At 41.8% G+C, this 22,227-nt stretch carries 14 protein-coding genes and 1 pseudogene; 4 read left to right on the forward strand and 11 right to left on the reverse strand.

All coding sequences use genetic code 11. From position 1 onward, the window contains the following. Nucleotides 1-2 precede the first annotated feature (2 nt). The 6 genes from CLIN57ABFB40_RS06960 to CLIN57ABFB40_RS06985 all read right to left on the reverse strand — a co-directional run bounded on the left by CLIN57ABFB40_RS06960 (nucleotide 3) and on the right by CLIN57ABFB40_RS06985 (nucleotide 9,928). Complete coding sequence (locus CLIN57ABFB40_RS06960; RefSeq protein WP_175629470.1) at nucleotides 3-1,442, reverse strand: DUF4992 family lipoprotein; 1,440 nt, start codon at nucleotides 1,440-1,442, stop codon at nucleotides 3-5. 437 nt (nucleotides 1,443-1,879) lie between these two features. Then, on the reverse strand, nucleotides 1,880-2,767 hold the full coding sequence (locus CLIN57ABFB40_RS06965) for a sugar phosphate isomerase/epimerase family protein (RefSeq protein ID WP_175629471.1): 888 nt from the start codon (nucleotides 2,765-2,767) through the stop codon (nucleotides 1,880-1,882). 301 nt (nucleotides 2,768-3,068) lie between these two features. After that, nucleotides 3,069-5,333, reverse strand: a complete 2,265-nt coding sequence (locus CLIN57ABFB40_RS06970; protein WP_175629472.1) for a GH92 family glycosyl hydrolase — start codon at nucleotides 5,331-5,333, stop codon at nucleotides 3,069-3,071. Nucleotides 5,334-5,340: 7 nt separating this feature from the next. After that, nucleotides 5,341-6,309, reverse strand: a complete 969-nt coding sequence (locus CLIN57ABFB40_RS06975) for a 1,4-beta-mannosyl-N-acetylglucosamine phosphorylase (protein WP_175629473.1) — start codon at nucleotides 6,307-6,309, stop codon at nucleotides 5,341-5,343. A gap of 21 nt (nucleotides 6,310-6,330) precedes the next feature. Then, the gene (locus CLIN57ABFB40_RS06980) at nucleotides 6,331-7,656 is read right to left on the reverse strand and encodes an MFS transporter (protein ID WP_175629474.1); all 1,326 of its coding nucleotides are present in this window, start codon (nucleotides 7,654-7,656) and stop codon (nucleotides 6,331-6,333) included. Between the two features lie 97 nt (nucleotides 7,657-7,753). Further along, on the reverse strand, nucleotides 7,754-9,928 hold the full coding sequence (locus CLIN57ABFB40_RS06985) for a DUF4838 domain-containing protein (RefSeq protein WP_410489603.1): 2,175 nt from the start codon (nucleotides 9,926-9,928) through the stop codon (nucleotides 7,754-7,756). Nucleotides 9,929-10,276: 348 nt separating this feature from the next. Here CLIN57ABFB40_RS06985 and CLIN57ABFB40_RS06990 point away from each other — a divergent pair, with 348 nt between their 5' ends. Together CLIN57ABFB40_RS06990 and CLIN57ABFB40_RS06995 are read left to right on the forward strand one after the other, a co-directional pair. Next, a complete protein-coding gene (locus CLIN57ABFB40_RS06990) occupies nucleotides 10,277-13,447 on the forward strand; it encodes a UvrD-helicase domain-containing protein (protein ID WP_175629476.1) in 3,171 nt (1,056 codons plus the stop codon). Between the two features lie 43 nt (nucleotides 13,448-13,490). Beyond that, nucleotides 13,491-16,358 carry a PD-(D/E)XK nuclease family protein gene (locus CLIN57ABFB40_RS06995; protein WP_175629477.1) on the forward strand — a complete coding sequence of 956 codons (2,868 nt, stop codon included), beginning with the start codon at nucleotides 13,491-13,493 and terminating at the stop codon, nucleotides 16,356-16,358. Between the two features lie 102 nt (nucleotides 16,359-16,460). Here the strand turns inward: CLIN57ABFB40_RS06995 and CLIN57ABFB40_RS07000 are convergent. From CLIN57ABFB40_RS07000 to CLIN57ABFB40_RS07020, 5 genes and pseudogenes are all read right to left on the reverse strand, one after another. Further along, nucleotides 16,461-16,929, reverse strand: a pseudogene (locus CLIN57ABFB40_RS07000) (response regulator); the annotation flags it as partial. A 49-nt stretch (nucleotides 16,930-16,978) separates the two neighbouring features. Then, nucleotides 16,979-17,521 (reverse strand): IbrB-like domain-containing protein, encoded by a 543-nt coding sequence (locus tag CLIN57ABFB40_RS07005; protein WP_175629478.1) that lies wholly within the window; start codon nucleotides 17,519-17,521, stop codon nucleotides 16,979-16,981. Beyond that, on the reverse strand, nucleotides 17,518-18,822 hold the full coding sequence (locus CLIN57ABFB40_RS07010) for a DUF3440 domain-containing protein (protein WP_175629479.1): 1,305 nt from the start codon (nucleotides 18,820-18,822) through the stop codon (nucleotides 17,518-17,520). The genes CLIN57ABFB40_RS07005 and CLIN57ABFB40_RS07010 overlap by 4 nt, the downstream gene beginning before the upstream one ends. 3 nt (nucleotides 18,823-18,825) lie before the next feature. Further along, a complete protein-coding gene (locus CLIN57ABFB40_RS07015) occupies nucleotides 18,826-19,233 on the reverse strand; it encodes a hypothetical protein (protein ID WP_175629480.1) in 408 nt (135 codons plus the stop codon). A gap of 103 nt (nucleotides 19,234-19,336) precedes the next feature. Further along, complete coding sequence (locus tag CLIN57ABFB40_RS07020) at nucleotides 19,337-19,756, reverse strand: hypothetical protein (RefSeq protein ID WP_175629481.1); 420 nt, start codon at nucleotides 19,754-19,756, stop codon at nucleotides 19,337-19,339. 453 nt (nucleotides 19,757-20,209) lie between these two features. Here CLIN57ABFB40_RS07020 and CLIN57ABFB40_RS07025 point away from each other — a divergent pair, with 453 nt between their 5' ends. Both CLIN57ABFB40_RS07025 and dnaB read left to right on the forward strand, forming a co-directional pair. Next, nucleotides 20,210-20,827 carry a hypothetical protein gene (locus CLIN57ABFB40_RS07025; protein ID WP_175629482.1) on the forward strand — a complete coding sequence of 206 codons (618 nt, stop codon included), beginning with the start codon at nucleotides 20,210-20,212 and terminating at the stop codon, nucleotides 20,825-20,827. An 8-nt stretch (nucleotides 20,828-20,835) separates the two neighbouring features. Beyond that, on the forward strand, nucleotides 20,836-22,215 hold the full coding sequence (gene dnaB / locus CLIN57ABFB40_RS07030; RefSeq protein ID WP_175629483.1) for a replicative DNA helicase: 1,380 nt from the start codon (nucleotides 20,836-20,838) through the stop codon (nucleotides 22,213-22,215). Nucleotides 22,216-22,227: the final 12 nt, after the last annotated feature.

Consider the following 22,227-nt stretch of genomic DNA (forward strand, 5'->3'; position numbering starts at 1 on the left):
TTTTAATTTAGCCAACGCGGATCACCGCTTGCATGAGCACGTATTTCAGGTGCACTCGGAGTGAAATCTCCTTCAACAGGATTGGCAAATCCGGGATCTACATTATAAGCAGTAGTTGTCTTGTCACCTTCTCCACGACCAGTTGTTTCATTCACTGGAATTCCCCCATTATACCAGTAACAGTTATCTCCAAAAGTCATTGCCACTGTAGTACTCTGTACTCTGATACGCTGATTGAATTGTCCGTTAAAAGAATCACAAAAAATATTGTTCTTTGACACGACTGAGTTGAAGTCTTTTTTCCAACCATTTCCATTAAAACTCTGTCCGGAGTATGATATATTGTAGAAAGTATTATTCAAGAATTTCATGCTTCCGGTTGACCACCCCGGTACATTCTGCGCATTTGCACCTGAATGCCGTATAAAACGGTTACCCGATTGAAGATGACTATAGAAAGTTGAATTACTTATTTCCATATCTTTTACAAAAGCCATATCTTTATTGAAATTAATAAAATCAACTTTTTGGTAAGCTTCAACAATACAGTCTCTAATGATAAGGTTCTGCACTGCATAACTCTTTCCATTAATATCAATAAATTTATTTCTAACATTCTTGATATTACAAGATTGAATCATGATCGGATTTGTTATAATGGGAGAAGTAATTCCCCACGCCTCAAATGTTTCCAATTCTCCCGGGACAATATCACCGAATCCCAAAAATATTCCTGTTGTAGCAAGATCGCAATCAAAATCTATAAACTTCAATGCTAATCCTCCCCCGCTCGTTAATATTTTACCGTCTGCACCTGTGAACTTCACTTTTGCATGCTTCAGTTTGTTTCCACGCAATTGCACATTGTTTATACCAAAATCCAAATTGCCTGAAATCGTATATTCGCCACCAGCTTCCAACTCGTATGCCACTTCTACATCTTTGCCTGTAGTAATCGGATTATTTGTAAACCATGCAGTTAAATCTCCAGGAGGAACAATAGTTGCAGGAACAAGTGTCGTCCACGTAGGCTCGGCAGGTGTAGTAGAAGCCGTGTTATTCAACTTCTCATTACCCAACGTGATAATTTCTGCTTTGTAATTAGTATCCTCTATATAAGGACACACCACAGACGAACCATCTATAATACTATCCTTTACTACCACAACCGGATTAGTTGGGTCATCTACAATATATAAGGAAAATCGGTACCCCCCCGCTCCCATAACCACAGGCCAAGTGACCTTTACATTATTAGTACCCGGAAGTTTGGCAAAAGCCACTTCTGATGCCTCCGGAGATTTCAATTGTGCCCCCTGCACGCCTCCCGAAAAGGTTTCTTCATCAAACCCATCTCCCGCACAAGAGCTAACTGAAAGAATCATCGACAAGCAAACTAAACTTTCGACAACCGTCTTTTTAATCTTTACTTTACTCTTCATAGATTAAATTTTAATTAAACAAAAATAATACATACTATCTTCAGTCTTAAAAAATATTTCAAATAAATACTTGTATCTAAAAAAATTTATTCACTTCAGATTCATAAAACTATAATCTTCTTTTTCTATATACACACAAACAGGACGAACAACTGAAGAAAATGTAATCACATAAAAAGTATAAAAATCAAATAAACGTGAACTTTATTTCTTCTGAACACATTTTATATGGTAATAACTTTCTTTATTGCAAGTTATATCTTCCTACAATCCATCCAAAAATTGCAGATTAATACCATAATGGAGATAATGAATTTTATAAAAAAAGCATGATTACAAACTTAATCCGGGAAGTTTATAAAGACAAAAAAACGAACTTAATATAAGTCCGGATTCTTAACATGATAAAAGTTCCAATTTAATAAAAAGTGACACTATTATTGAAACACCTCTTTCAAAAACTTTATGTTAGTTCCATAATTCTTCCTCACATTCCGTACATCATCTTTATCCCGCGAACGTTCTACAACCAACCATCCGCTCCATCCCATCTTATCGAGTGTCTTTTTCACCTTGTCCATATCTAGTCTCTTATTAAAAGGCAAAGTCACTCCATCTGTATCTGTACAGTGAATCTGGCAGATTCTCTTTTTCCCTAAAATCTTAAGTTCTTTACACAAATCCCTGCCATTCTCTAATGCATTCTGGAATTTAAAATAGATTTTAATACCGGGAGAATTAATTTCTTTCAGCAGTTTTACATCTCCTCTAGCATCCAATTGGGTTTCAATACCAATAACTACTCCTTCAGAAGCAGCCATGTCCCCCACCTTTTTCAAGCGTGTGACCACTTCCGCACGCAGTTCCGGTTCCTTTTCCCAACCTGCTTTTATTCCACCTAACGGAAGAAAAGCGACTTTAGCACTCATTACTTTCATTGCATTCAAGCAATCTTGTACCAGTTCCTTATAATTAGCACGCTCTAAAAAAGACTGTCCATAAAATCCGGACATAGCAACAGAAGGAACTTCCAATTGGAACTTCCGGGCAGTTTCACGAAACAATTGCTGGAAATGAGGTTCGCGCAGTTTGTTATCAAACATTTCCCTTTTTCCAAGACCACCCATATCCAGTTCTACTCCATCACCATTCAACTCATGCACCAACTGGAACGAGCCAATCTTCTGACGCTTCAAAATCATCCAGTCACATACGGCAATCTTATAACGCTGTTCTTTTTGCTGTGATGCGGCAACAGCCAATAAAGGAAAACATTCCACCAATATCAGTATCCAAAGGATCTGTCTAAATAAATTCTTTTTCATTTTAATTCTATTATACGCTATTTGTATAGTAGACGAATAAAGAGGTGTTTTGTAACCGCTTATATAATAGAGAATAAATAAAAGAAAAGAGAATCGAGAAATAACAAAGCAGGATGATGACGGTATCCGACTCGGATAGTGACGCTATACCATCCATATAGTGACGCTATATCGGGTATATACCGTCACTCTTTTTATTGGATATAATGATAAGAATAAATGTAAAAAAAATGGGCTGCCGAACCCCGAAAAGTCCGACAGCCCTGTCAACCCAAAAACGATACCTATGAAACACTGTGTGTTACTTTAAATCAAAAAATATGCGTTGACCATGAACCAGTTCATCGTGTGTGATATGATATTTATTGAACTTCTTGCCATTCAATACCACCTTATTGATATATAGAGTTCCCGGTTGAGTACGATTAGTCTCAATCACCAACTCTTTTTCCTTATACCATTTCGGATTCAAACGAATTGTGACTTTGTCAAATACCGGAGTCGTCAATGTGTATTCGGGTAGTCCCGGACAATCCGGATAGAAACCTATCATGTTGAAAATAGCCCATGAGGACATTGTTCCCGTATCATCATTTCCCGGAATACCATCCGGTTTTGTTGTGAAATACTTATCCAACAGACGTTGAGTCTCTTTTTGTGTACGCCATTCTTCACCTTTAAAGTATGAGAATAAATGAGGGTAGGCAATATCCGGTTCATTAGCCGGGTCATAAAGACCTTCGTCAAAAACCATTTGCAACTTTTCGATAAAAGATTTCTTTCCCCCCATCAATTTAGCAAGCCCATATACATCGTGGGGTACATAGAATGTATAGTTCCACGCACTACCTTCATGGAAACCGGGATTCGGTTCGAAATTCTCTCCTTGTCTCGGATTAAACGGACTGTAAAAGGTTCCATCAGGAAGAATGGGACGGAACGTACCAAATTCTTTACTATAATAATGTTTATAGCCTAAAGAGCGTTTATAGAACATTTCCGCATCCTTCTTTTTACCTAAAGCCTCGGCGAAGCGGGATAACGCAAAGTCTGCAATGTAATATTCCAACGCATGGGATACGGAATTGTCATACTGTTCACGAAGAGATACATATCCTTTTGACATATAATCATCATTATCCGGGCGCATCAGATTCTCCGCTCCTGGCAAAGTCGCTGATTTGTACATTGCTTCGTAAGCCAAGTCAACATCAAAGTCACGCAATCCTTTCATCCAAGTATCTACAATTACCGGAATGCTAGGGTCACCTTCCATCGTCAATGTCTCTCTTCCATATAATTCCCATTTAGGCAACCAGCCATGTTCCCGATACATATCAAGCATGGTACGGACCATCTCCATTTGACGTTCCGGATAGACAAGAGTCAGCAATTGGTGGACATTACGATAGGTATCCCAAAGAGAAAATACCGTGTAGCGGTCTCCCTTTGTTGTCATAATCTTATCGCTTTCCATTGCCGGATATTCTCCGTTGACATCTTGCAGGATATTCGGATGAATCAATAAATGATAAAGTGCCGTATAAAATACTGTTTTCTGAGCATCTGTTCCGCCTTCTACAGTTATACGTGACAAATCATCATTCCATTTTGCACGTGCGTCAGTATGAATCTGCTCGAAATTCTTTCCCGATTGTTCACGGTCTAAATTCAGTCGGGCATTCTCTATGCTGACAAATGAAACTCCCATCTGCACTTCCACTTGTTCCCCTTCTTCCGTATCGAAAGAAAAATAAGTGCCGATGTCATCACCTGCTATTTCTTTTCCATAGCGGGTATATAATTTATACTTCCCTTGATCAGGATCCCATTCGGCTTCCACACCCGTCATCGGGCGTTGCTTCTTCCAATATCCGGTTGCAGCAGGTGTCTTTTTAACCCGCATTACAAAATAAATAGGAAATACAGCCTGAGGATTATAGCAAAATGTACCAAGTAATTTTACTCCTTCCACTTCGCTATCGCTTACACGACGAAGCATGGCACCGCTTTCATTCGTCAGTCCTTCTCCCAGATTCAACAATATATGACTTTTACCTTTTGGGAAAGTAAAACGGGCAATACTAGTACGTGGAGTGGCAGACACTTCTGTCTTTACATTATACTTAGTCAGATAGTTGGAGTAATAACCCGGTGAAGCCTGTTCATCCTTATATTTACTACCGTATTCTTTATAATCTACATTCAGTTCTCCGGTAGTAGGCATCAATAATAAGGAACCTAATTCAGGACAACCGACTCCGCTCAAATTCACATGAGCATATCCGGTAAAGAAACAGTTGGTATATTCATAAGGCGTAGACCACCATCGGGCATCTTTATCATATGTATTCTCAGAAGAGCCCATCACGTTGAAAGGAACCACAGACATCATGCCATTCGGGCAGACTGCCCCTGGGTTGGTAGTACCGAAATTAGTAGTTCCGATAAAAGGATCTACATAATCTATCAAAAGATTCTTTTTAGCAGGAGGGCTTCCGCCTTCTCCCGCATAAACGGGAAGAAGGGCGAAAGCAAGTGTGTAAGTTAATAAAATACGTCTCATAACTTTATTAAATGATACTTGTTCGTTTAGTAAAGTCGATAATCTCTTTAATGTATCCGAAAGCCATGCCTACAACCGTATCTGCAGCACCATAATAAACGGCTACACGTTCTCCATCTTGCAAAGCGGCACAAGGGAATACTACATTAGGCACATCACCTTGAAGTTCATATGGAGCAGCCGGGCCAATCAGATATTCACGAGTACGGTAAAGTACTTTCTCCGGATGATCTTTATCAAGTATGGCAGAACCCATTGCATATCGGAAACCGTTGCAAGTAGTGATAACACCGTGATAGAAAAGCAACCAGCCTTCATCTGTAAGGAAAGGTACTGAACCGGCACCAATCTTCGTACACTGCCAAGCGCTTTCCGGGAATGGAGTCACTTTCATCACACAACGGTGTTCACCCCAATATTTCATATCCGGGCTATAGCTGATGTATATATCACCAAACGGAGTATGTCCATTATCACTGGGGCGGCTCAACATGGCATATTTGCCATCTATTTTTTGTGGGAAAAGTACCCCGTTACGATTGAAAGGCAAGAAAGCGTTCTCGCATTGGAAGAACTCCTTAAAGTCGAAAGTATAAGCAATACCAATAGTAGGACCATGATAACCATTACACCAAGTTACCCAATAACGGTCTTCAATCCATGTCACACGAGGATCATATTTATATTCCGATTCAATCATTTCCGTGTTACCGGCTTTGAACTGAATAGGCTCGTGATTAATATCCCAATGAATACCGTCCTTACTGAACCCGGCAAAGATATTCATCTGCACAGCTTTATTATCACAACGGAATACTCCTGCAAAGCCGTCTCCGAAAGGCACCACGGCACTATTGAATATACTATTAGAAGAAGGAATATGATAGCGTCCGATAACCGGATTTTGTGAGTAACGCCACATTACGTCCGTACATCCGACAGGACGATCTTCCCAAGGAATTTGAATCTTATTCATAATCAATGTTTTTTATATTATTTATTTTTTTGAATCATCATACGTAAAAGGTATGAAGTAAGTAATCAGAAAAGCAGGAATAGTCGCAATCAAGACATAAATAAAGAAGTTCCGATAGCCCAGCAAGTCACTAAGATAGCCACTCGCCATTCCTGGAAACATTACTCCTAAGTTCATAATTCCTGATGCAAATGCATAATGCGACATCTGATGTTTTCCCGGAGCAATCTGTTGCATCATAAACAATGTCAGTCCGACAAAACCAAAACCATATCCGAAATATTCCATCGTTATACATGTTCCTATCAGATACACGTCAGTAGGCTGTACAACTGCCAGGAAAGTATATGCGACAAACGGAAGATTAAATATACAACAAAGAGTAAAAAGTGTCTTCTTCAATCCGAACTTGGAGACATAAATACCTGCCAACAAAGAGCCAAGTACAAAAGCTGCAGAACCAAAAACTCCATTTAACGTACCAATCTCCGTCAAGGACAATCCTAACCCACCGGCATCTCTTGAAGCACGCAGAAATAACGGCGCAATCTTCATTATAAATCCTTCCGCCAGGCGATATAAAAGAATAAAGCAGATATAATAGAATATATGTTCCTTTGTTAAGAAGGCTTCAATAACCGTCATCAATTCTCTTTCAATCTCTGATGACGTTTTCTTTGTTGTTGACGGAATTTGTGAAGAAGGTAAAATTTTTATATGGTAAATGCCAATCAACACCATAATCACTGCAATAACCGCAAAAATGATCATCCATGCAGATGTATATGCTCCTTTATTAGCTTCTATAGAAGCACCTTCTATGGCTCCAAAATGTTCGGCCAATGTACCTGCCATAGCAACCAATCCACCATTGGCAACTAATTTGGCTACATTATAAAAAGCACCTTGTACTCCAATATATTTCGCTTGATCTTCTTTGTTTAATTCGGCCATATACACACCGTCACAGGCTATATCGTGTGTTGCTCCACTAAAAGCTATTATAGCCATTGTAGAAATACTTATGGCAAAAAAGTAATCGAAGAATAAAGAAAAGGCTACTATACCAAACAAGACTCCACTCAGCAATTCTGTGACCAATACAAAGAATTTCTTTGTTCGATACATTTCAAGAAAAGGACTCCATAAGAATTTAAATGTCCAAGGTGCCATAATAAGGGAAGTCCACAAGGTGATTTGTGTATCGGAAATTCCCAAATCCTTAAACATGAATACGGAAACCAGATTAATAGCAATAAAGGGAAGCCCCATTGCAAAATAAGCGGTAGGAACCCAGCAAGCCGGGCTGATAGAGTTTCGTTGAGAAGCAATTTTATTCTGTTGCATAAATCATAGTATATAGATAAAAAAATCATTTTTCTAACCCATCTATATATAATACAACTAAAAGGGGGAAACTACTAACGTCTCCCCCTACTTTTTTTTATTTTATTATCACTTCGTCTATGAAAAACCATGAAGGATGCCCTACACCATAATGCCAGGTCGGACATTCTTTCGTTCCTGTAACTTCCACTTTTACATAACGTGTCCTTATCGGCGTTGCAGATTCTGTCTTGACTCCGCGGAATCCGACCTTACCGGAGCGTTCTTCTGCCAAATCAGTCGTGCCCCACAAAGTATATTGTTCTCCATCCGTCGAATAAGAATAGGTAACTTGCAAAGGAAAGAGAATCCACGCCCCTATCTGATGTAAGAAATCTGTTTCTACACTACGAATCTCCTTTTCTGCTCCTAAATCTATGATGAACGCACCATCGGTTCCTTCCCAGCCTACCCAACTGTCAACAAAAGTAGCTCCGCCAAACAGTCCGTCCACTAATGCCGTCTTTCCTATCTCTACATATTTCCCGGTAGGCGGAATAATATAAGAAACCTTGGCTCCTAATGCCAAACTCCGTTCGGTCTGCGGCATATAACGTTTACGGTATAGCTCGCAGTACTCTATCGGTGAATTAGAACGTTCATTCAATGTAGGAACATTAAACTCTTTCACTCTCTCCTCAAAAAGTGTCAACTTTTTATCTATATCAGCTAAGTCTTTCACGGTTTCCGTACGCGCTATTTCCAACTCAGAATACTGAAGCGGCAAACGGGCACGCTGCACTCTTTTCAAGAATGTATCATTTGCTTCAACTGCTTTTTCCGCCAAATCAAACAAATCATTGTAACGACGCATCAAGGCCGGTTTCAACATTCCATATTTATGGGAGACAGGCGAATCATAAATCCATAGTCTTTGTCCACTGCCAATCAACGCACCTTCCATCACTTTTATATATTGATAAAGGTAAGGTGCAGCTTCGCCATAGTAGCCATGCAGAAAATGTTGCATCAATGAGTCTACATTAGCTTCCGGATTCCACATCAACTTCGATACCAGATAAGCACGCAACTCTGCAAAGTCTCCACCCCTGCTTCCTGCTATCTGAGAAAAGTGCATGGTAGCATGATTCTTCTTGAAAAGGCGGATATTATCCTGCAAGATATGGAAATTGGGGAATGGAGCAAGATAATTATCAAAGTTAATACCATAATCCCAAACAAATATATTATCAGTTATAGCAGACCAGCCCTCCATTGCCTTCACAAATTGCTTACCTGAAGCATTCTCAGTCAATGTCACTTCGCGGTCACAATCAATATCACAAAGCATTATATTTACATTAGGCAATGGTTTCACATGCTTCGGCGGGTTCATTGTGTATAAATAAGCCAAGGTAGAAAACTCCTTATCAGGAAAACGGGTAGCCAATTTATTCAAAAAGGTGATTATACTCCCTGACAATGCCCCTTCCCTATCATCAATAGCCTTACATGCATCACAAGTACAATTTGTATAGTTACCGTCATTCTGGCTTACAGACATAATGTGTTTATCAGGATTTGCCTTAAAAATAGAATCAACGCGTTGTGCTACAATCTCAAAGACTTCCGGGTTACTCAAGCACCACTGGCTAGCCTTTCCCGGATGACGTTTCCCCTTAAAATAAGAATAATATTCAGGATGTTCTTTTCCATAGACAGAGGAAGGTAATAATTTATCAAAGGTATGCACCCAATAACCGGCAGCAAAGACTTCACTGGGTTCTTCCAGCCGATTCCACCATTTATAGACAGAGTCCGTACGGATAGCATAACATTGCGTCTGGCGATAACGGAAAGCCGGATTGTCTATTTTATTAATCAAAGGCAAATTTATTGTTCTCTGTGGTGTGAGAGAATATTCATTTTCTCCCCAGTAATCAACGCCTAAATATTGTTCTAATAAGGTTACGATTCCATAAACGACTCCATTGTCTTTACCTGAAACTCTCAAAATGCCATCTTGAGTAGAAATAAAGAATCCATCCTCTGTCACTTCCTTAGTAGTTTCTCCACCAATAAAGATATCTCCTTTTTGTGGAATCTGTTTTATTACAATAGGCAAAGTTTTGCCCGTTATTTTTTGAACGAAAGATTGAAAAAGATTAGCAGCTACCCTATTCACATGGTTATCTTCTTCTAATATAACCTTTGCTTTCGTCTTTCCGTCTTTTATTAAAGGTATTTGGGCATATGCAAAAGACGTGCACATCCATACAATCAAAAAGAACATTAGCGTTCTCAAAATCAACTTTAGATTCATGTTTATTATTAATGGTGTTATATAAAGAATACAACTAAATGAACTACGGGACTAAACTGAAGCCTGTTCTTTTAATGCTTATTAAGAATTTTAAGAAAATAAGGCTTTTGTAGCAATACAGCTGGCAACACTAATACACTTAAACTCAAAAAGTTTTTTTCCTGTTTTTATTTCTTTGTCTCTACTTCTTTCATTATTTTTGTCCTGTAGAATTAAAAGAGAATGTCACAATCTCCAATATTTCTATAATAAATCTGTCATCAATGCTCTGAAAGCAGGCGAAGAAAAAGTTTTATTAATTCATCCTATTATTAGATAATGAGCGAACTCCTTGTTTATAAAGCCTCTGCAGGATCGGGAAAAACATTTACCCTGGCTGTAGAATATATTAAGCTACTTATTCTCAATCCACGCGCCTATCGGCAGATTTTGGCTGTAACCTTTACAAACAAAGCCACGGCAGAGATGAAAGAACGCATTCTCAGCCAGCTTTATGGTATCCAGACGAGTGATAAAGATTCTGAAGCCTATCTCAACCGTATCAAGGAAGAGACTGGTAAAACGGAGCAGGAAATACGTGAAGCAGCAGGTGTTGCCCTCAGCTATATGTTGCATGATTACAGCCGTTTCCGGGTAGAGACAATCGACTCTTTCTTCCAGTCCGTCATGCGTAACCTGGCACGGGAATTGGAACTCAGTCCGAACCTGAATATAGAACTGAACAACACCGAAGTACTTAGTGACGCAGTGGACAGTATGATTGAAAAGTTAGGTCCTACCTCCCCTGTCCTCGCCTGGTTGTTAGACTATATCAACGAACGGATTGCCGACGATAAACGTTGGAACGTATCGGACGAAGTCAAGAGTTTCGGACGCAATATATTTGATGAAGGCTACATTGAGAAAGGAGAAAAACTTCGTGAACGACTGCGCAACCCGGATACTATCAAAGAATACCGTAAACACCTGAAAGCCCTAGAGACTGAGGTTTTGGAACAAATGAAAGGCTTCTACGACCAATTCGAAGGAGAACTGGACGGACACGCATTGACTGCCGATGACCTGAAAGGTGGCTCACGAGGAATCGGCAGCTACTTCCGTAAACTCAACAATGGGATTTTAGGTAACGATATACGTAATGTCACAGTGGAAAAATGTCTGGAAGACGCCAAGAACTGGGCAGCCAAGACCTCACCCCGCTATGCGGATATCATAAACTTGGCTAATTCCAGCCTTATGCAAGTTCTGGAAGATGCCGAAAAGTTACGTCCACGAAACAATATGCTGCTGAACAGTTGCCGGCTGTCCCTGCAACATCTCAATAAAGTACAACTTCTCGCCAATATCGACGAAGAAGTACGCCAACTGAACCACGATAACAACCGGTTCCTACTGTCAGACACCAACGCCCTACTCCATCAATTAGTAAAAGACGGCGATTCTTCTTTTGTATTCGAAAAGATAGGGACGAATATCCGCAATGTCATGATAGACGAGTTTCAAGATACCAGCCGAATGCAATGGGGTAACTTCAAACTACTTTTACTCGAAGGATTATCCCAAGGGGCAAACAGCCTGATTGTCGGAGACGTGAAGCAATCTATCTACCGTTGGAGAAATGGGGATTGGGGAATTCTCAACGGACTGAACGACCATATCGAACATTTCCCGATTCGTGTCAAGACATTGGCTACCAACCGGCGTAGTGAGACCACTGTCATCCGGTTCAACAACCATATATTCACAGCTGCTGCCGACTATCTGAACGGAGTTTACCAGCAACAACTCGGCAAAGATTGCGAAGACCTACAAAAAGCCTATGCCGATGTCGTGCAGGAATCTCCCCGAAGTACAGAAAAGGGATATGTAAAAGTCTCTTTTCTCGAACCCGACGAAGAGCACGACTATACCGGACAGACACTAATCAGCCTGGGAGCAGAAGTAGAACATCTGCTTGCCAACGGTGTACGGCTAAATGACATAGCCATCCTTGTACGAAAGAACAAAAGCATCCCACGCATCGCTGATTATTTTGACAAAGAGCTGCATTACAAAATAGTATCGGATGAAGCATTCCGCCTGAATGCTTCCTTGGCTATTTGTATGATGATGGATGCTTTGCGCTATCTCTCGGACGAAAACAATAAGATAGCCCGTGCCCAACTGGCAGTAGCCTATCAGAACGAAGTTTTACAAAAAGGGCTGGACTGGAATGCCCTCCTGCTTCTTCCTGTCGAAAACTATCTTCCATCCGCATTTCTTGAAAGGATAAAAGAACTGAGGCTAATGCCTCTCTATGAATTGTTAGAGGAACTATTCAGCATCTTCGAGATGAAGAATATCAAGGCCCAGGATGCTTACTTGTTTGCCTTTTTTGATGCAGTAACGGATTACCTGCAAAACAACTCTTCCGAGCTTGACGCATTCATCCGTTATTGGGATGAAACATTATGCAGCAAAACGATTCCAAGCGGAGAGGTAGAAGGTATCCGAATCTTCTCCATACACAAATCCAAAGGATTGGAATTCCACACAGTGCTTCTTCCTTTCTGTGACTGGAAATTAGAGAATGAAACGAATAACCAATTAGTATGGTGTGCCCCTCAGGCAGCCCCCTTCAACGCTTTGGATATTCTTCCTATCAACTACTCCACGCAGATGGCGGAATCCATATATGGAAACGACTATCTGCACGAACGCTTGCAACTATGGGTAGACAACTTAAATTTGCTGTACGTCGCTTTCACCCGGGCAGGAAAGAATCTTATCATCTGGAGCAAAAAAGCCCAGAAAGGTACAATGTCGGAACTATTGGCAAACGCACTCCCTGTCGTAGCGCTCAAAGAAGGGATAGATTGGGAAGAAGAGTGTTATGAACAAGGTAGACTCTGCCCTTCGGAAGAAGATAAAGCTAAGACCTCTACCAATAAGCTTACTCAGAAACCGGAAAAGCTACCTGTTCAAATGGAGTCCATGCGCCATGATATTGAATTCCGCCAGTCCAACCGCTCAGCGGACTTCATACAAGGAATTGAAGAAGAGGAATCCGACGACCGTTTTATCAATCGCGGACGTTTGCTGCATACCCTATTCTCCGTTATCGAAACGGCAGAGGATATTGAACCCGCCATTGACCGGCTTATCTTTGAAGGAGTAATCAGAAACGAAGAAAAAGAGGAAATGGCACGTGAAGTCGCACAAAAGGCTTTCTCATCCCTCGAGATACAAGACTGGTATTCAGGAGAATGGACACTGTTCAACGAATGTGCCATCATTTACAAGGAAAAAGGAGCCTTGCAAACTCGCCGTCCCGACCGTGTAATGATGAAAGACGGGCAGGTAGTTGTCGTCGATTTTAAATTCGGCAAAGAGAATCCCAAATACAATAAGCAAGTGAAAGGATATATGCAACTGCTCACAAAAATGGGATATGAGAATATTACCGGATATTTGTGGTATGTAGACGAAGAAAGAATAGAAAAAGTCTAAAATTCAAAAGTATTAAATATTAGGTTCTAAGTATTAAAACAATATGCAAACATTTCTCCAACTAGTCGCTCACGATTTATATTCCAAAATAGGAAACGACCTGTCACGTACGGTACTCGTTTTCCCGAACAAGCGTGCCAACCTGTTTTTCAATGAATACCTGGCAGGAGAATCCGACCAACCAATTTGGGCTCCCGCTGCAATGAGTATCAGCGACCTGTTTCAGAAACTATCTGTACAGAAAACCGGTGACCCTATCCGATTAGTTTGCGAACTTTATAAAGTGTTCAAGGAAGAAACACAAAGCCAGGAGACATTGGATGATTTCTACTTTTGGGGAGAACTGCTTATCAGCGACTTCGATGATGTAGATAAGAACATGGTAGATGCAGACAAACTCTTCAGCAATCTGCAAGACTTGAAGAACCTGATGGATGACTATGACTTTCTGGACAAAGAGCAAGAAGAAGCTATCCGGCAATTCTTCCAGAATTTCTCTATCGAACGCCGGACGGAACTTAAGGCGAAGTTTATTTCCCTTTGGGACAAACTAAGCTCTATTTATCATCGCTATCAGGAGAACCTCGCAGAGCTAGGCATTGCCTACGAAGGTATGCTCTACCGGAATGTCATCGAGCAGCTCGATACTGACCGGCTCAAATATGACAAATATATATTCGTCGGTTTTAATGTACTGAATAAAGTAGAACACCAACTCTTCAAACTGCTGCAGGACGCAGATAAAGCCATGTTCTATTGGGATTATGATATATTCTATACCCAACAAATCAAGAAGCATGAAGCCGGAGAATTCCTTAAACGTAACTTACAGGATTTCCCGAACGAGCTTCCGGATAGTTATTTCGACTCTTTCAAAACACCCAAAAATATACGCTACATTTCCGCATCTACCGAAAATGCACAAGCGCGCTTCCTTCCCGAATGGATACGTACAACCTTCTCTAATAGTGAATGTGAAGAAAAAGAAAATGCAGTAGTACTCTGTAACGAAGCACTGTTGCTTCCCATACTCCATTCCATTCCGCAAGAAGTGAAGAACGTCAATATCACTATGGGATTCCCATTGGCGCAAACTCCCGTATACAGCTTTATCAACGCAGCAATGGAATTGCAGACCAATGGTTATCGTAGCGATACCGGACGATTTACCTACGAAGCAGTATCGGCTATATTGAAACATCCCTACACTCAACAACTGTCCACTCATGCCGATTCACTGGAAGATGAACTGACAAAGACAAACCGCTTCTATCCGCTCCCTTCGGAATTAAAACAAGATGACTTCCTAGCCAATCTCTTCACTCCCCGCAGCGGCATCAAGGACTTATGCGACTACCTTGTCGGACTAATCAAAGATATCTCCATCCTGTACCGCAAGGAAGGAGAATACAATGACATTTTCAATCAACTTTATAGAGAATCCCTATTCCAGAGCCATCTTAAAATCAACCGTCTCTATAGCTTGATTGAAAGTGGAGAACTGAACGTTCGCACCGACACATTAAAAAGGCTGATTAGCAAAGTACTGACTGCCTCTAATATCCCTTTCCACGGCGAGCCTGCCATCGGAATGCAAGTGATGGGCGTATTGGAAACGCGTAATCTTGACTTCCGCAACCTTGTGATGCTATCTCTCAATGAAGGACAACTGCCCAAATCCGGTGGAGAATCCTCATTCATCCCATACAATCTTCGAAAGGCTTTCGGCATGACGACCATCGAACACAAAAATGCGGTTTACGCCTACTACTTCTACCGCCTGATACAACGGGCAGAGAATATCACTTTACTCTACAACACCTCTTCAGATGGCTTGAATCGTGGAGAAGAATCCCGTTTCATGCTACAATTATTAGTGGAAGGACCTCACGAAATCACCCGTGAATATCTGGAAGCCGGACAATCTCCGCAAAGCAATCAAGAGATACAAATCGAGAAGACACCGAAGGTATTAAGACGAATTTACCGTGCTTACGACAGCACCAACCCGAAATCCGTCATTCTTTCCCCTTCCGCCCTTAACGCATACCTCGATTGTCGGTTGAGATTTTACTACCGGTATGTGGCAGGACTAAAGACTCCTGATGAAGTCAGTGCAGAAATCGACTCCGCTCTGTTCGGAACGATTTTCCATCTCTCCGCCCAACTGGCATATACCGAGCTGACAGCCAACGGAAATATGATACAGAAAGAAGACCTGGAACGCTTACTCCGTGATGAGGTCAAACTGCAAAGCTATGTTGACCGAGCATTCAAGAAAGAACTATTCAAGGTAGCTCCTGAAGAAAAACCCGAATACAATGGCGTGCAACTTATCAACTCCAAAGTCATTCTCTCCTATCTGAAACAGTTGTTACGCAATGACCTTCAATATACTCCTTTTGAAATGATTGCCATGGAAGAGAAAGTTGTAGAAGAAATAACTATCCGCACCGGACAAGGCCCGTTCACTCTCCGTTTGGGTGGAACAATAGACCGTATGGACGCTAAGGAAGGAACTTTGAGAATCGTTGATTACAAAACCGGCGGAAGCCCCAAAACACCAGCCAATATAGAGCAGTTGTTTACCCCTTCGGAAACACGCCCGAATTATATCTTCCAGACATTTCTCTATGCTGCCATTATGAGCCGGAAACAATCGCTGATGGTAGCTCCTGCCCTACTCTATATCCACCGAGCAGCATCGGAAAGTTATTCGCCCGTTATTGAAATGGGAGAACCCCGCAAACCGAAAATGCCGGTAAATAACTTCGCCTTTTTTGAGGACGAATTCCGCGAACGCCTGCAAGCACTATTAGAAGAGATTTTCGATGAGAAAGAAGCTTTTACGCAAACCGAAGATATAAAGAAATGTTCGTACTGCGACTTTAAGGCAATCTGTAAACGATAGATTGTTTTCAGAATTATAATAACGTGAGTTCGATATAAGTTCGCCCGCATGGCTTCCCCTCCTTCGGGAAGTATAGGCTTATATCGAACTGACGTTATACTATATAAAGTAGAGTTTGTCACATCCCTTGACGTGCCTTACGCAACTCTTCCGTTTGCGCCACAATGATTCGCTTCGCCGTGACCAGTGAAATCTGATGCGTCACACGGATAATCAGTTCCTCTTTATTGAACGGCTTCGATATAAAGTCATTTCCACCCACCTGGAATCCCTTCACGGTATCCGCAGTACTATTAAGTGCCGTCAGGAAAATAATCGGAATTTCAGCCATTTCCGGATCTGCCTTCATTTGTTGCGCCACTTCAAACCCGCTAATATCGGGCATCATGACATCCAACAGTACTAAATCCGGTTTTTCCTTCTTCACCTGTTCCAATGCTTGTGCACCATTGCCGGCTGTCACAACATTGAATTTCTCATTGGTCAGAAGTACCTTCAGCAAAAGCACGTTTGAGATTACATCATCCACAATGAGCACTTTATATTCAGAAGGATTAATTTCCATATTCATAATAATCGCGTTGTAATAGTTTTTTTATATATCAAACATAGCCATCAGATTATAACACCTTGCGTTCTGTTTCTGTAGGCGCAACTTCGTCAGGAATACTGAATTCCCGGTTGGCAAAGAGATCCGCCAAACCCGAAATTTGTTTCAGACGTAACAATTCGTCACGGTCCATACCGATATTTTTCATAATCCACTGGTCGGACATACCTGCCTTGTCGAGTTCCGCAACAATATTACACATCAATTCAATGTTGTGCATCCCACGGGCACGATTGTGCCGTATCGTCGAGCTCATACGATTCGACAAGTCTTTATCTATCACTACAATCGGGAGCAGTCCGTTCTCGCGTTTATAGATACGTTGCGACGTTTTCAGTACAGTATAACGGTGATAACCGTCCACCAGAATATAGTTATCTTCTTCTTTGTTGTAATAACACACACATGGCATCGTAAAGCCATCTTCCCAAATGGAAAGTTCGAGCAACTTCATTTCAGGCGGCGCTACGACATTCGGATTATAATCGTTTGCATGTACTTTCTCTACGGGCACCGCTTTTACTTCGTAAACAGGGCTTTTATCTACACTCATGACACTATGATTCTATATTGTTCCATTATTTGACTTCTTTTACTCATCTCTTCCTTCGTCGGCGAGAATCCCATATACTTGCAGGCATGGTCGTTCTTGATGATACAGATGCACATTCGCTTATAGGTAGGTATCTCCCTAAACTCCGGTATATCAATATCATCCTGATATTCCATGCGCACCGGCTTCTTCAACGTCTTATAGTTACTGTTGTCCATGACAATAATCGGCACTTTGGCATCAATCAGTTTCTTGATGGTGGCTTCACCCAGACAGCCCCCTTTCGTCCGCCAGAAATTTACGCTCACCGACAACTTCCGAAGATAATTCTTCCGTGCCCGCTCCGGCAAGGTAGACAACAGGAAGTACATAAACTCACGCCATGTATATCCTTCGGGCAGTTTCACCGATTGCCATCCCATGGCATGGGTACCGCCATACATTCCGGTGAAGTTGACACCGTTCACCCGTCCTATCATCTTGCCCCATGTATTGGGATCGAGCACGCGATAGAGCTGAAGGCTCTCCTGTGCCTCATTAATGAAGGGACTCGCCACACGCTGCCGTTCCAAATTGACACCTGCCCGATAATAAAGGTCATACAGTGTATTATAATCCCATTGGAACTTTCCGTTGGCAGTCCATACATCCGTCGTTTTCCAGTCGTAGATAGGATAGGCATTATAAATGTCGTTCCCCACTTTCGATGTCCACTTGTACTTATGATACATTTGAAACTTGCGGCTCATGTAGATACACCGCCACCGGTTGAAACTTTCCTGCGTGCGAATCCCAATCAGGCAGCAAGTCCGCACTGCGTCATTCTTATTATGTATCCATTGCGCAAATCGCATCTGGAACTCATAATCCCACATCGTTGTGTTATAAAAAGGAAAGTCATCCTTGGTCATTGCCTTTTTGGGCATGGAGCGCACCCATATATTCTTCTTGCTGTCTTCCCAAGGACGCCAGAATGATTGGTACATAGATGTACATGTAGATACGCGGAAAGGAATACACACACGGTACACCTCCAGGATATCCTTATTAGCTTCCAGAATCCGGTCTACATAATCAATGGTCATCTTATATTGAATCTCGTAATCCATATGAAAGACTCCGATACGTCTTTTCAAGTTATTCTTCCGGATATAGTCAATGCACATGTTCAACAATACTCCACTATCCTTGCCGCCGGAGAAAGATACATAGATATTATCAAACTCGTTAAATATAACCTTCAGTCGCTCTTGTGCCAGTTCATATACATTTTTTGTGCCCGTAACCTTCTTTTCCCCCATATATTATCTATACATTTTAACATATCTTGTCCACTTCTTATCCATGGAGATAAATTCAAACTTCTCGAATATCTCTTTGTCTTGTATCAATGTGACCGAATTAAGTAACCAGTTCGCAGGACCGAATTCCTTGGTGATGGCAGGTAACAACCGCGACAGGATTTCCTCCCGTTCAGCATCTTCTGCATTCACATAATAATTATTGATTACAGCCTTCTTCCGGCTTTTTTGCTCCACCGGAACGAAGCCTACCACTTCTTTATCTCTCAGCGCAATAAACCACACATACTCCTCGCCGGTCTTGAAAGGGTAATTATTGTTGGCACGTATTACTTCAGGATCCATAACCATCGGTGCCAAAAGCCGATACAAGTGTTTGTCTTTTCCTTTTAATTGTATTATCTGTATCATATCATTCAAAAATGGACATACAAAAATAAGGAAAAAATATCAATTCAGTCATTTCTATTCCTAAAACATTTGTTTTTCATATTATTATCTTTATATTTAATTACTATTGATATCTGGCATTCACCATTCCTCTTTCACGTTTAAAGTAGGTCAGTACGGTAGCAGAACTGAGATATTCCCGTCCGGGAATGTGCGACCGGCTCCGGAATTTATATCGTGCACACACCACTTCACATGCCAAGCTATACTTAAAAAACAGTTTATAACGATGCTGTATATAATCAAACATCTGGCAGAGGTGTGCAAAAGTCTCCCCCACCTTATCATTGGGAATAATTTGTGGCTCACGGTTCGTTTCTTCTATATGCTCCATCTTATCAAGTATATATTCCAATTGTTCTATTTCCTCTTCCGTCTTTTGTATTGTACACTTCATTTGTTCCGATTTCTCTTTCTGGTGCATGTATTGTTCGCGCTTATGTTGTAAACGTGCCTTTATTGCTTCTTTTCCTTTTAATACCATAATTTTTAGTTATATATGAATACTCTGGCACTGCTTCCGGATAGCCATTTAAAATGCCATATAAAATCTTTTTCCGCATGCAAATATAGAGAAGATTGTTTCAATAATTAGATTTTTAATTAAAAAGTTTCACGCAAATGGGATATTTAAATTACCGGCATTAAAAAGTTTGTTTTTTCAGCCTGTGAGGCAAGTAGTACTTTTGTGGCGTAATCAAACTTTGTAGACAATGGAAAAGGAGAAAAAGATACAATGTATTTTAATACATTCTTTCTTTACTATATATATTATGGGGACTGAGGGGTGGTCGAAGCGCGATTACGACATACGCGCTCCCCCCTTTAAACAGGGCATTTGAGAAAAAAGAAAGAGGTCGGTTCGGGTGGTTCAAAAAAACAGAGATACCAGACAGCCGGAATACTTTCATAATATATTCACCAAAAATTTATGAAAATGAATAAACCAACAGCAGAAATGCTAAAAAAGGGATATCTTCTCTTCCCTAAAGTGTTATTTGAGGAGCAGATTAAAGCGACTAAAGGCGCAAGAGGATATTTCGATGCCTTTATCCTGGTATTAACCCACGTCAATTACAGCACCACAACGTGTTGCAGCCATAATCACACGATCGAGTGTCGTCGTGGTGAGTCCATAATGTCCATAGCCCGCTGGGCTAAAATATTCGGATGGAAACGCAGCCGTACACGGTATTTCTTCAACAAGATGTATGAAGAGGATATTATCCAGCGAGTTGCCAACCCGTATACCACTCACATACGTATCCCCGCCTACGATATGTTCGTTGGACAGAAGCGTCGCGAGAATGCCCGTGAAACAACGAACGGAGTCACCTTCGAGACATTCTGGGAGAAATATCATGAAGTAACCCAAACCCCCAAGCGCAATATCGGGCGGGCGCGCCGGGAATGGAAAAAGCTTTCTCCTCATGAGCGAAATCTCAGCCTGAAGAATATTGATGAATATTATGACAACCTAACGGACACGAAGTACTGTATGCAGGCAAGCACGTATCTGTCGGACAAGGCATTCATGAACGAATATGATTATTAGAAAAGAGAATGAGTGAAATTTTAAACCCGCAGGATGCCGAGCTCGAGGAAATAGTACTCGGCGCCTGCCTGCTGGAAAGCAAAGCCATCACACTGGTTGCAGACATATTGCGACCGGAAGTCTTTTACACTGAAACAAACCGTGAGATTTATTCCGCCTTGCAGAGCATGTACCGTGCCGGAAAGGCAATAGACATCATGACGGCAAAAGAGGAACTTGCCCGGCGCGGCAAGCTCGAATTCATAGGCGGGCCTTACACAATAGTACGCATCAGCGCCCGTGTAGTGTCCAGTGCCCATCTCGAATACCATGCCCGGATTCTGAAACAGAAATATATCCGCCGTGAAGCGATTCTGGCATTCCACAAACTTCTGGCACTGGCGGCCGATGAAACAATCGACATAGATGATACACTGACTGATGCCTATACCCTTTTCGACCGGTTGGAGAAAGAGCGTGGCAATGCCGAACATCTTCGTTCCATGTTGCAACTTATGGAAGATACTATCAAGCAGATAGAAGTCCGCATTGCCTCTAACAAGAATGGTGTCACGGGGCTGCCTACCGGATTTGCCGACCTCGACCGCCTGACGTGCGGCTGGCAACCCGGTGACGAGGTGGTTATCGCCGCCCGTCCCGCAGTAGGCAAAACCGCCTTTGCCCTGCACCTGGCACGGGCTGCCGCTATTGCCGGATACCATATCGCTGTATATAGCCTCGAAATGCAGGGCGAACGCCTGGGAGATCGCTGGTTACTGGCTGCCGCTCCGAGGGTCAACCCTGACCACCTCCGCAGCGGACAGCTTACTCCCAATGAGTTACAACAGATACACGAAGCATCAACAGAGCTGTCACGCCTGCCTATTCACATCGATGATAACCCATCAGTGAGCATGGATTATGTCCGCTCTTCGGCAAAACTGCTACATAGCAAAGGGAAATGTGACGGTATCATCATTGACTACCTGCAACTGTGCGACATGAAAAGCGACCAGAACAACCGCAACCGTGAGCAAGAGGTAGCCCAGGCCAGCCGTAAAGCCAAGATGCTGGCAAAAGAGTTGAATATCCCCGTGATACTTCTCAGCCAGTTGAATCGTAATGTGGAAGGACGTCCCGACAATCGCCCCAGCCTGAGCGACCTTCGGGAAAGTGGAGCTATCGAACAAGACGCGGACTTGGTACTGATGCTTTCACGTCCCGCCCTTTCAGGACGTGAGACAGACCGCAAGAGTTCATATCCTACCGAAGGACTGGGAGTGATAGATGTTGTCAAACACCGTAACGGAACAACCAAGGAGCTTTACTTCAGACATGATCCGAGCATGACAAAGCTGGAAGACTACGTGCCCGGAATAGATTGGATGAAAAAGCATACAACTGCTTAGCCGTTTTTTATT

This window comes from Bacteroides acidifaciens (genome assembly GCF_903181435.1).
Lineage (GTDB): Bacteria > Bacteroidota > Bacteroidia > Bacteroidales > Bacteroidaceae > Bacteroides.

Coding starts and splice junctions, on each gene's coding strand:
- CLIN57ABFB40_RS06970 (WP_175629472.1), bottom strand. CDS start 5,333: ATGAGACGTATTTTATTAACTTACACACTTGCTTTCGCCCTTCTTCCC.
- CLIN57ABFB40_RS06985 (WP_410489603.1), bottom strand. CDS start 9,928: ATGTTCTTTTTGATTGTATGGATGTGCACGTCTTTTGCATATGCCCAA.
- CLIN57ABFB40_RS06975 (WP_175629473.1), bottom strand. CDS start 6,309: ATGAATAAGATTCAAATTCCTTGGGAAGATCGTCCTGTCGGATGTACG.
- CLIN57ABFB40_RS07005 (WP_175629478.1), bottom strand. CDS start 17,521: ATGAGTGTAGATAAAAGCCCTGTTTACGAAGTAAAAGCGGTGCCCGTA.
- CLIN57ABFB40_RS06995 (WP_175629477.1), top strand. CDS start 13,491: ATGCAAACATTTCTCCAACTAGTCGCTCACGATTTATATTCCAAAATA.
- CLIN57ABFB40_RS07010 (WP_175629479.1), bottom strand. CDS start 18,822: ATGGGGGAAAAGAAGGTTACGGGCACAAAAAATGTATATGAACTGGCA.
- dnaB (WP_175629483.1), top strand. CDS start 20,836: ATGAGTGAAATTTTAAACCCGCAGGATGCCGAGCTCGAGGAAATAGTA.
- CLIN57ABFB40_RS07025 (WP_175629482.1), top strand. CDS start 20,210: ATGAATAAACCAACAGCAGAAATGCTAAAAAAGGGATATCTTCTCTTC.
- CLIN57ABFB40_RS06980 (WP_175629474.1), bottom strand. CDS start 7,656: ATGCAACAGAATAAAATTGCTTCTCAACGAAACTCTATCAGCCCGGCT.
- CLIN57ABFB40_RS06965 (WP_175629471.1), bottom strand. CDS start 2,767: ATGAAAAAGAATTTATTTAGACAGATCCTTTGGATACTGATATTGGTG.
- CLIN57ABFB40_RS06960 (WP_175629470.1), bottom strand. CDS start 1,442: ATGAAGAGTAAAGTAAAGATTAAAAAGACGGTTGTCGAAAGTTTAGTT.
- CLIN57ABFB40_RS07015 (WP_175629480.1), bottom strand. CDS start 19,233: ATGATACAGATAATACAATTAAAAGGAAAAGACAAACACTTGTATCGG.
- CLIN57ABFB40_RS07020 (WP_175629481.1), bottom strand. CDS start 19,756: ATGGTATTAAAAGGAAAAGAAGCAATAAAGGCACGTTTACAACATAAG.
- CLIN57ABFB40_RS06990 (WP_175629476.1), top strand. CDS start 10,277: ATGAGCGAACTCCTTGTTTATAAAGCCTCTGCAGGATCGGGAAAAACA.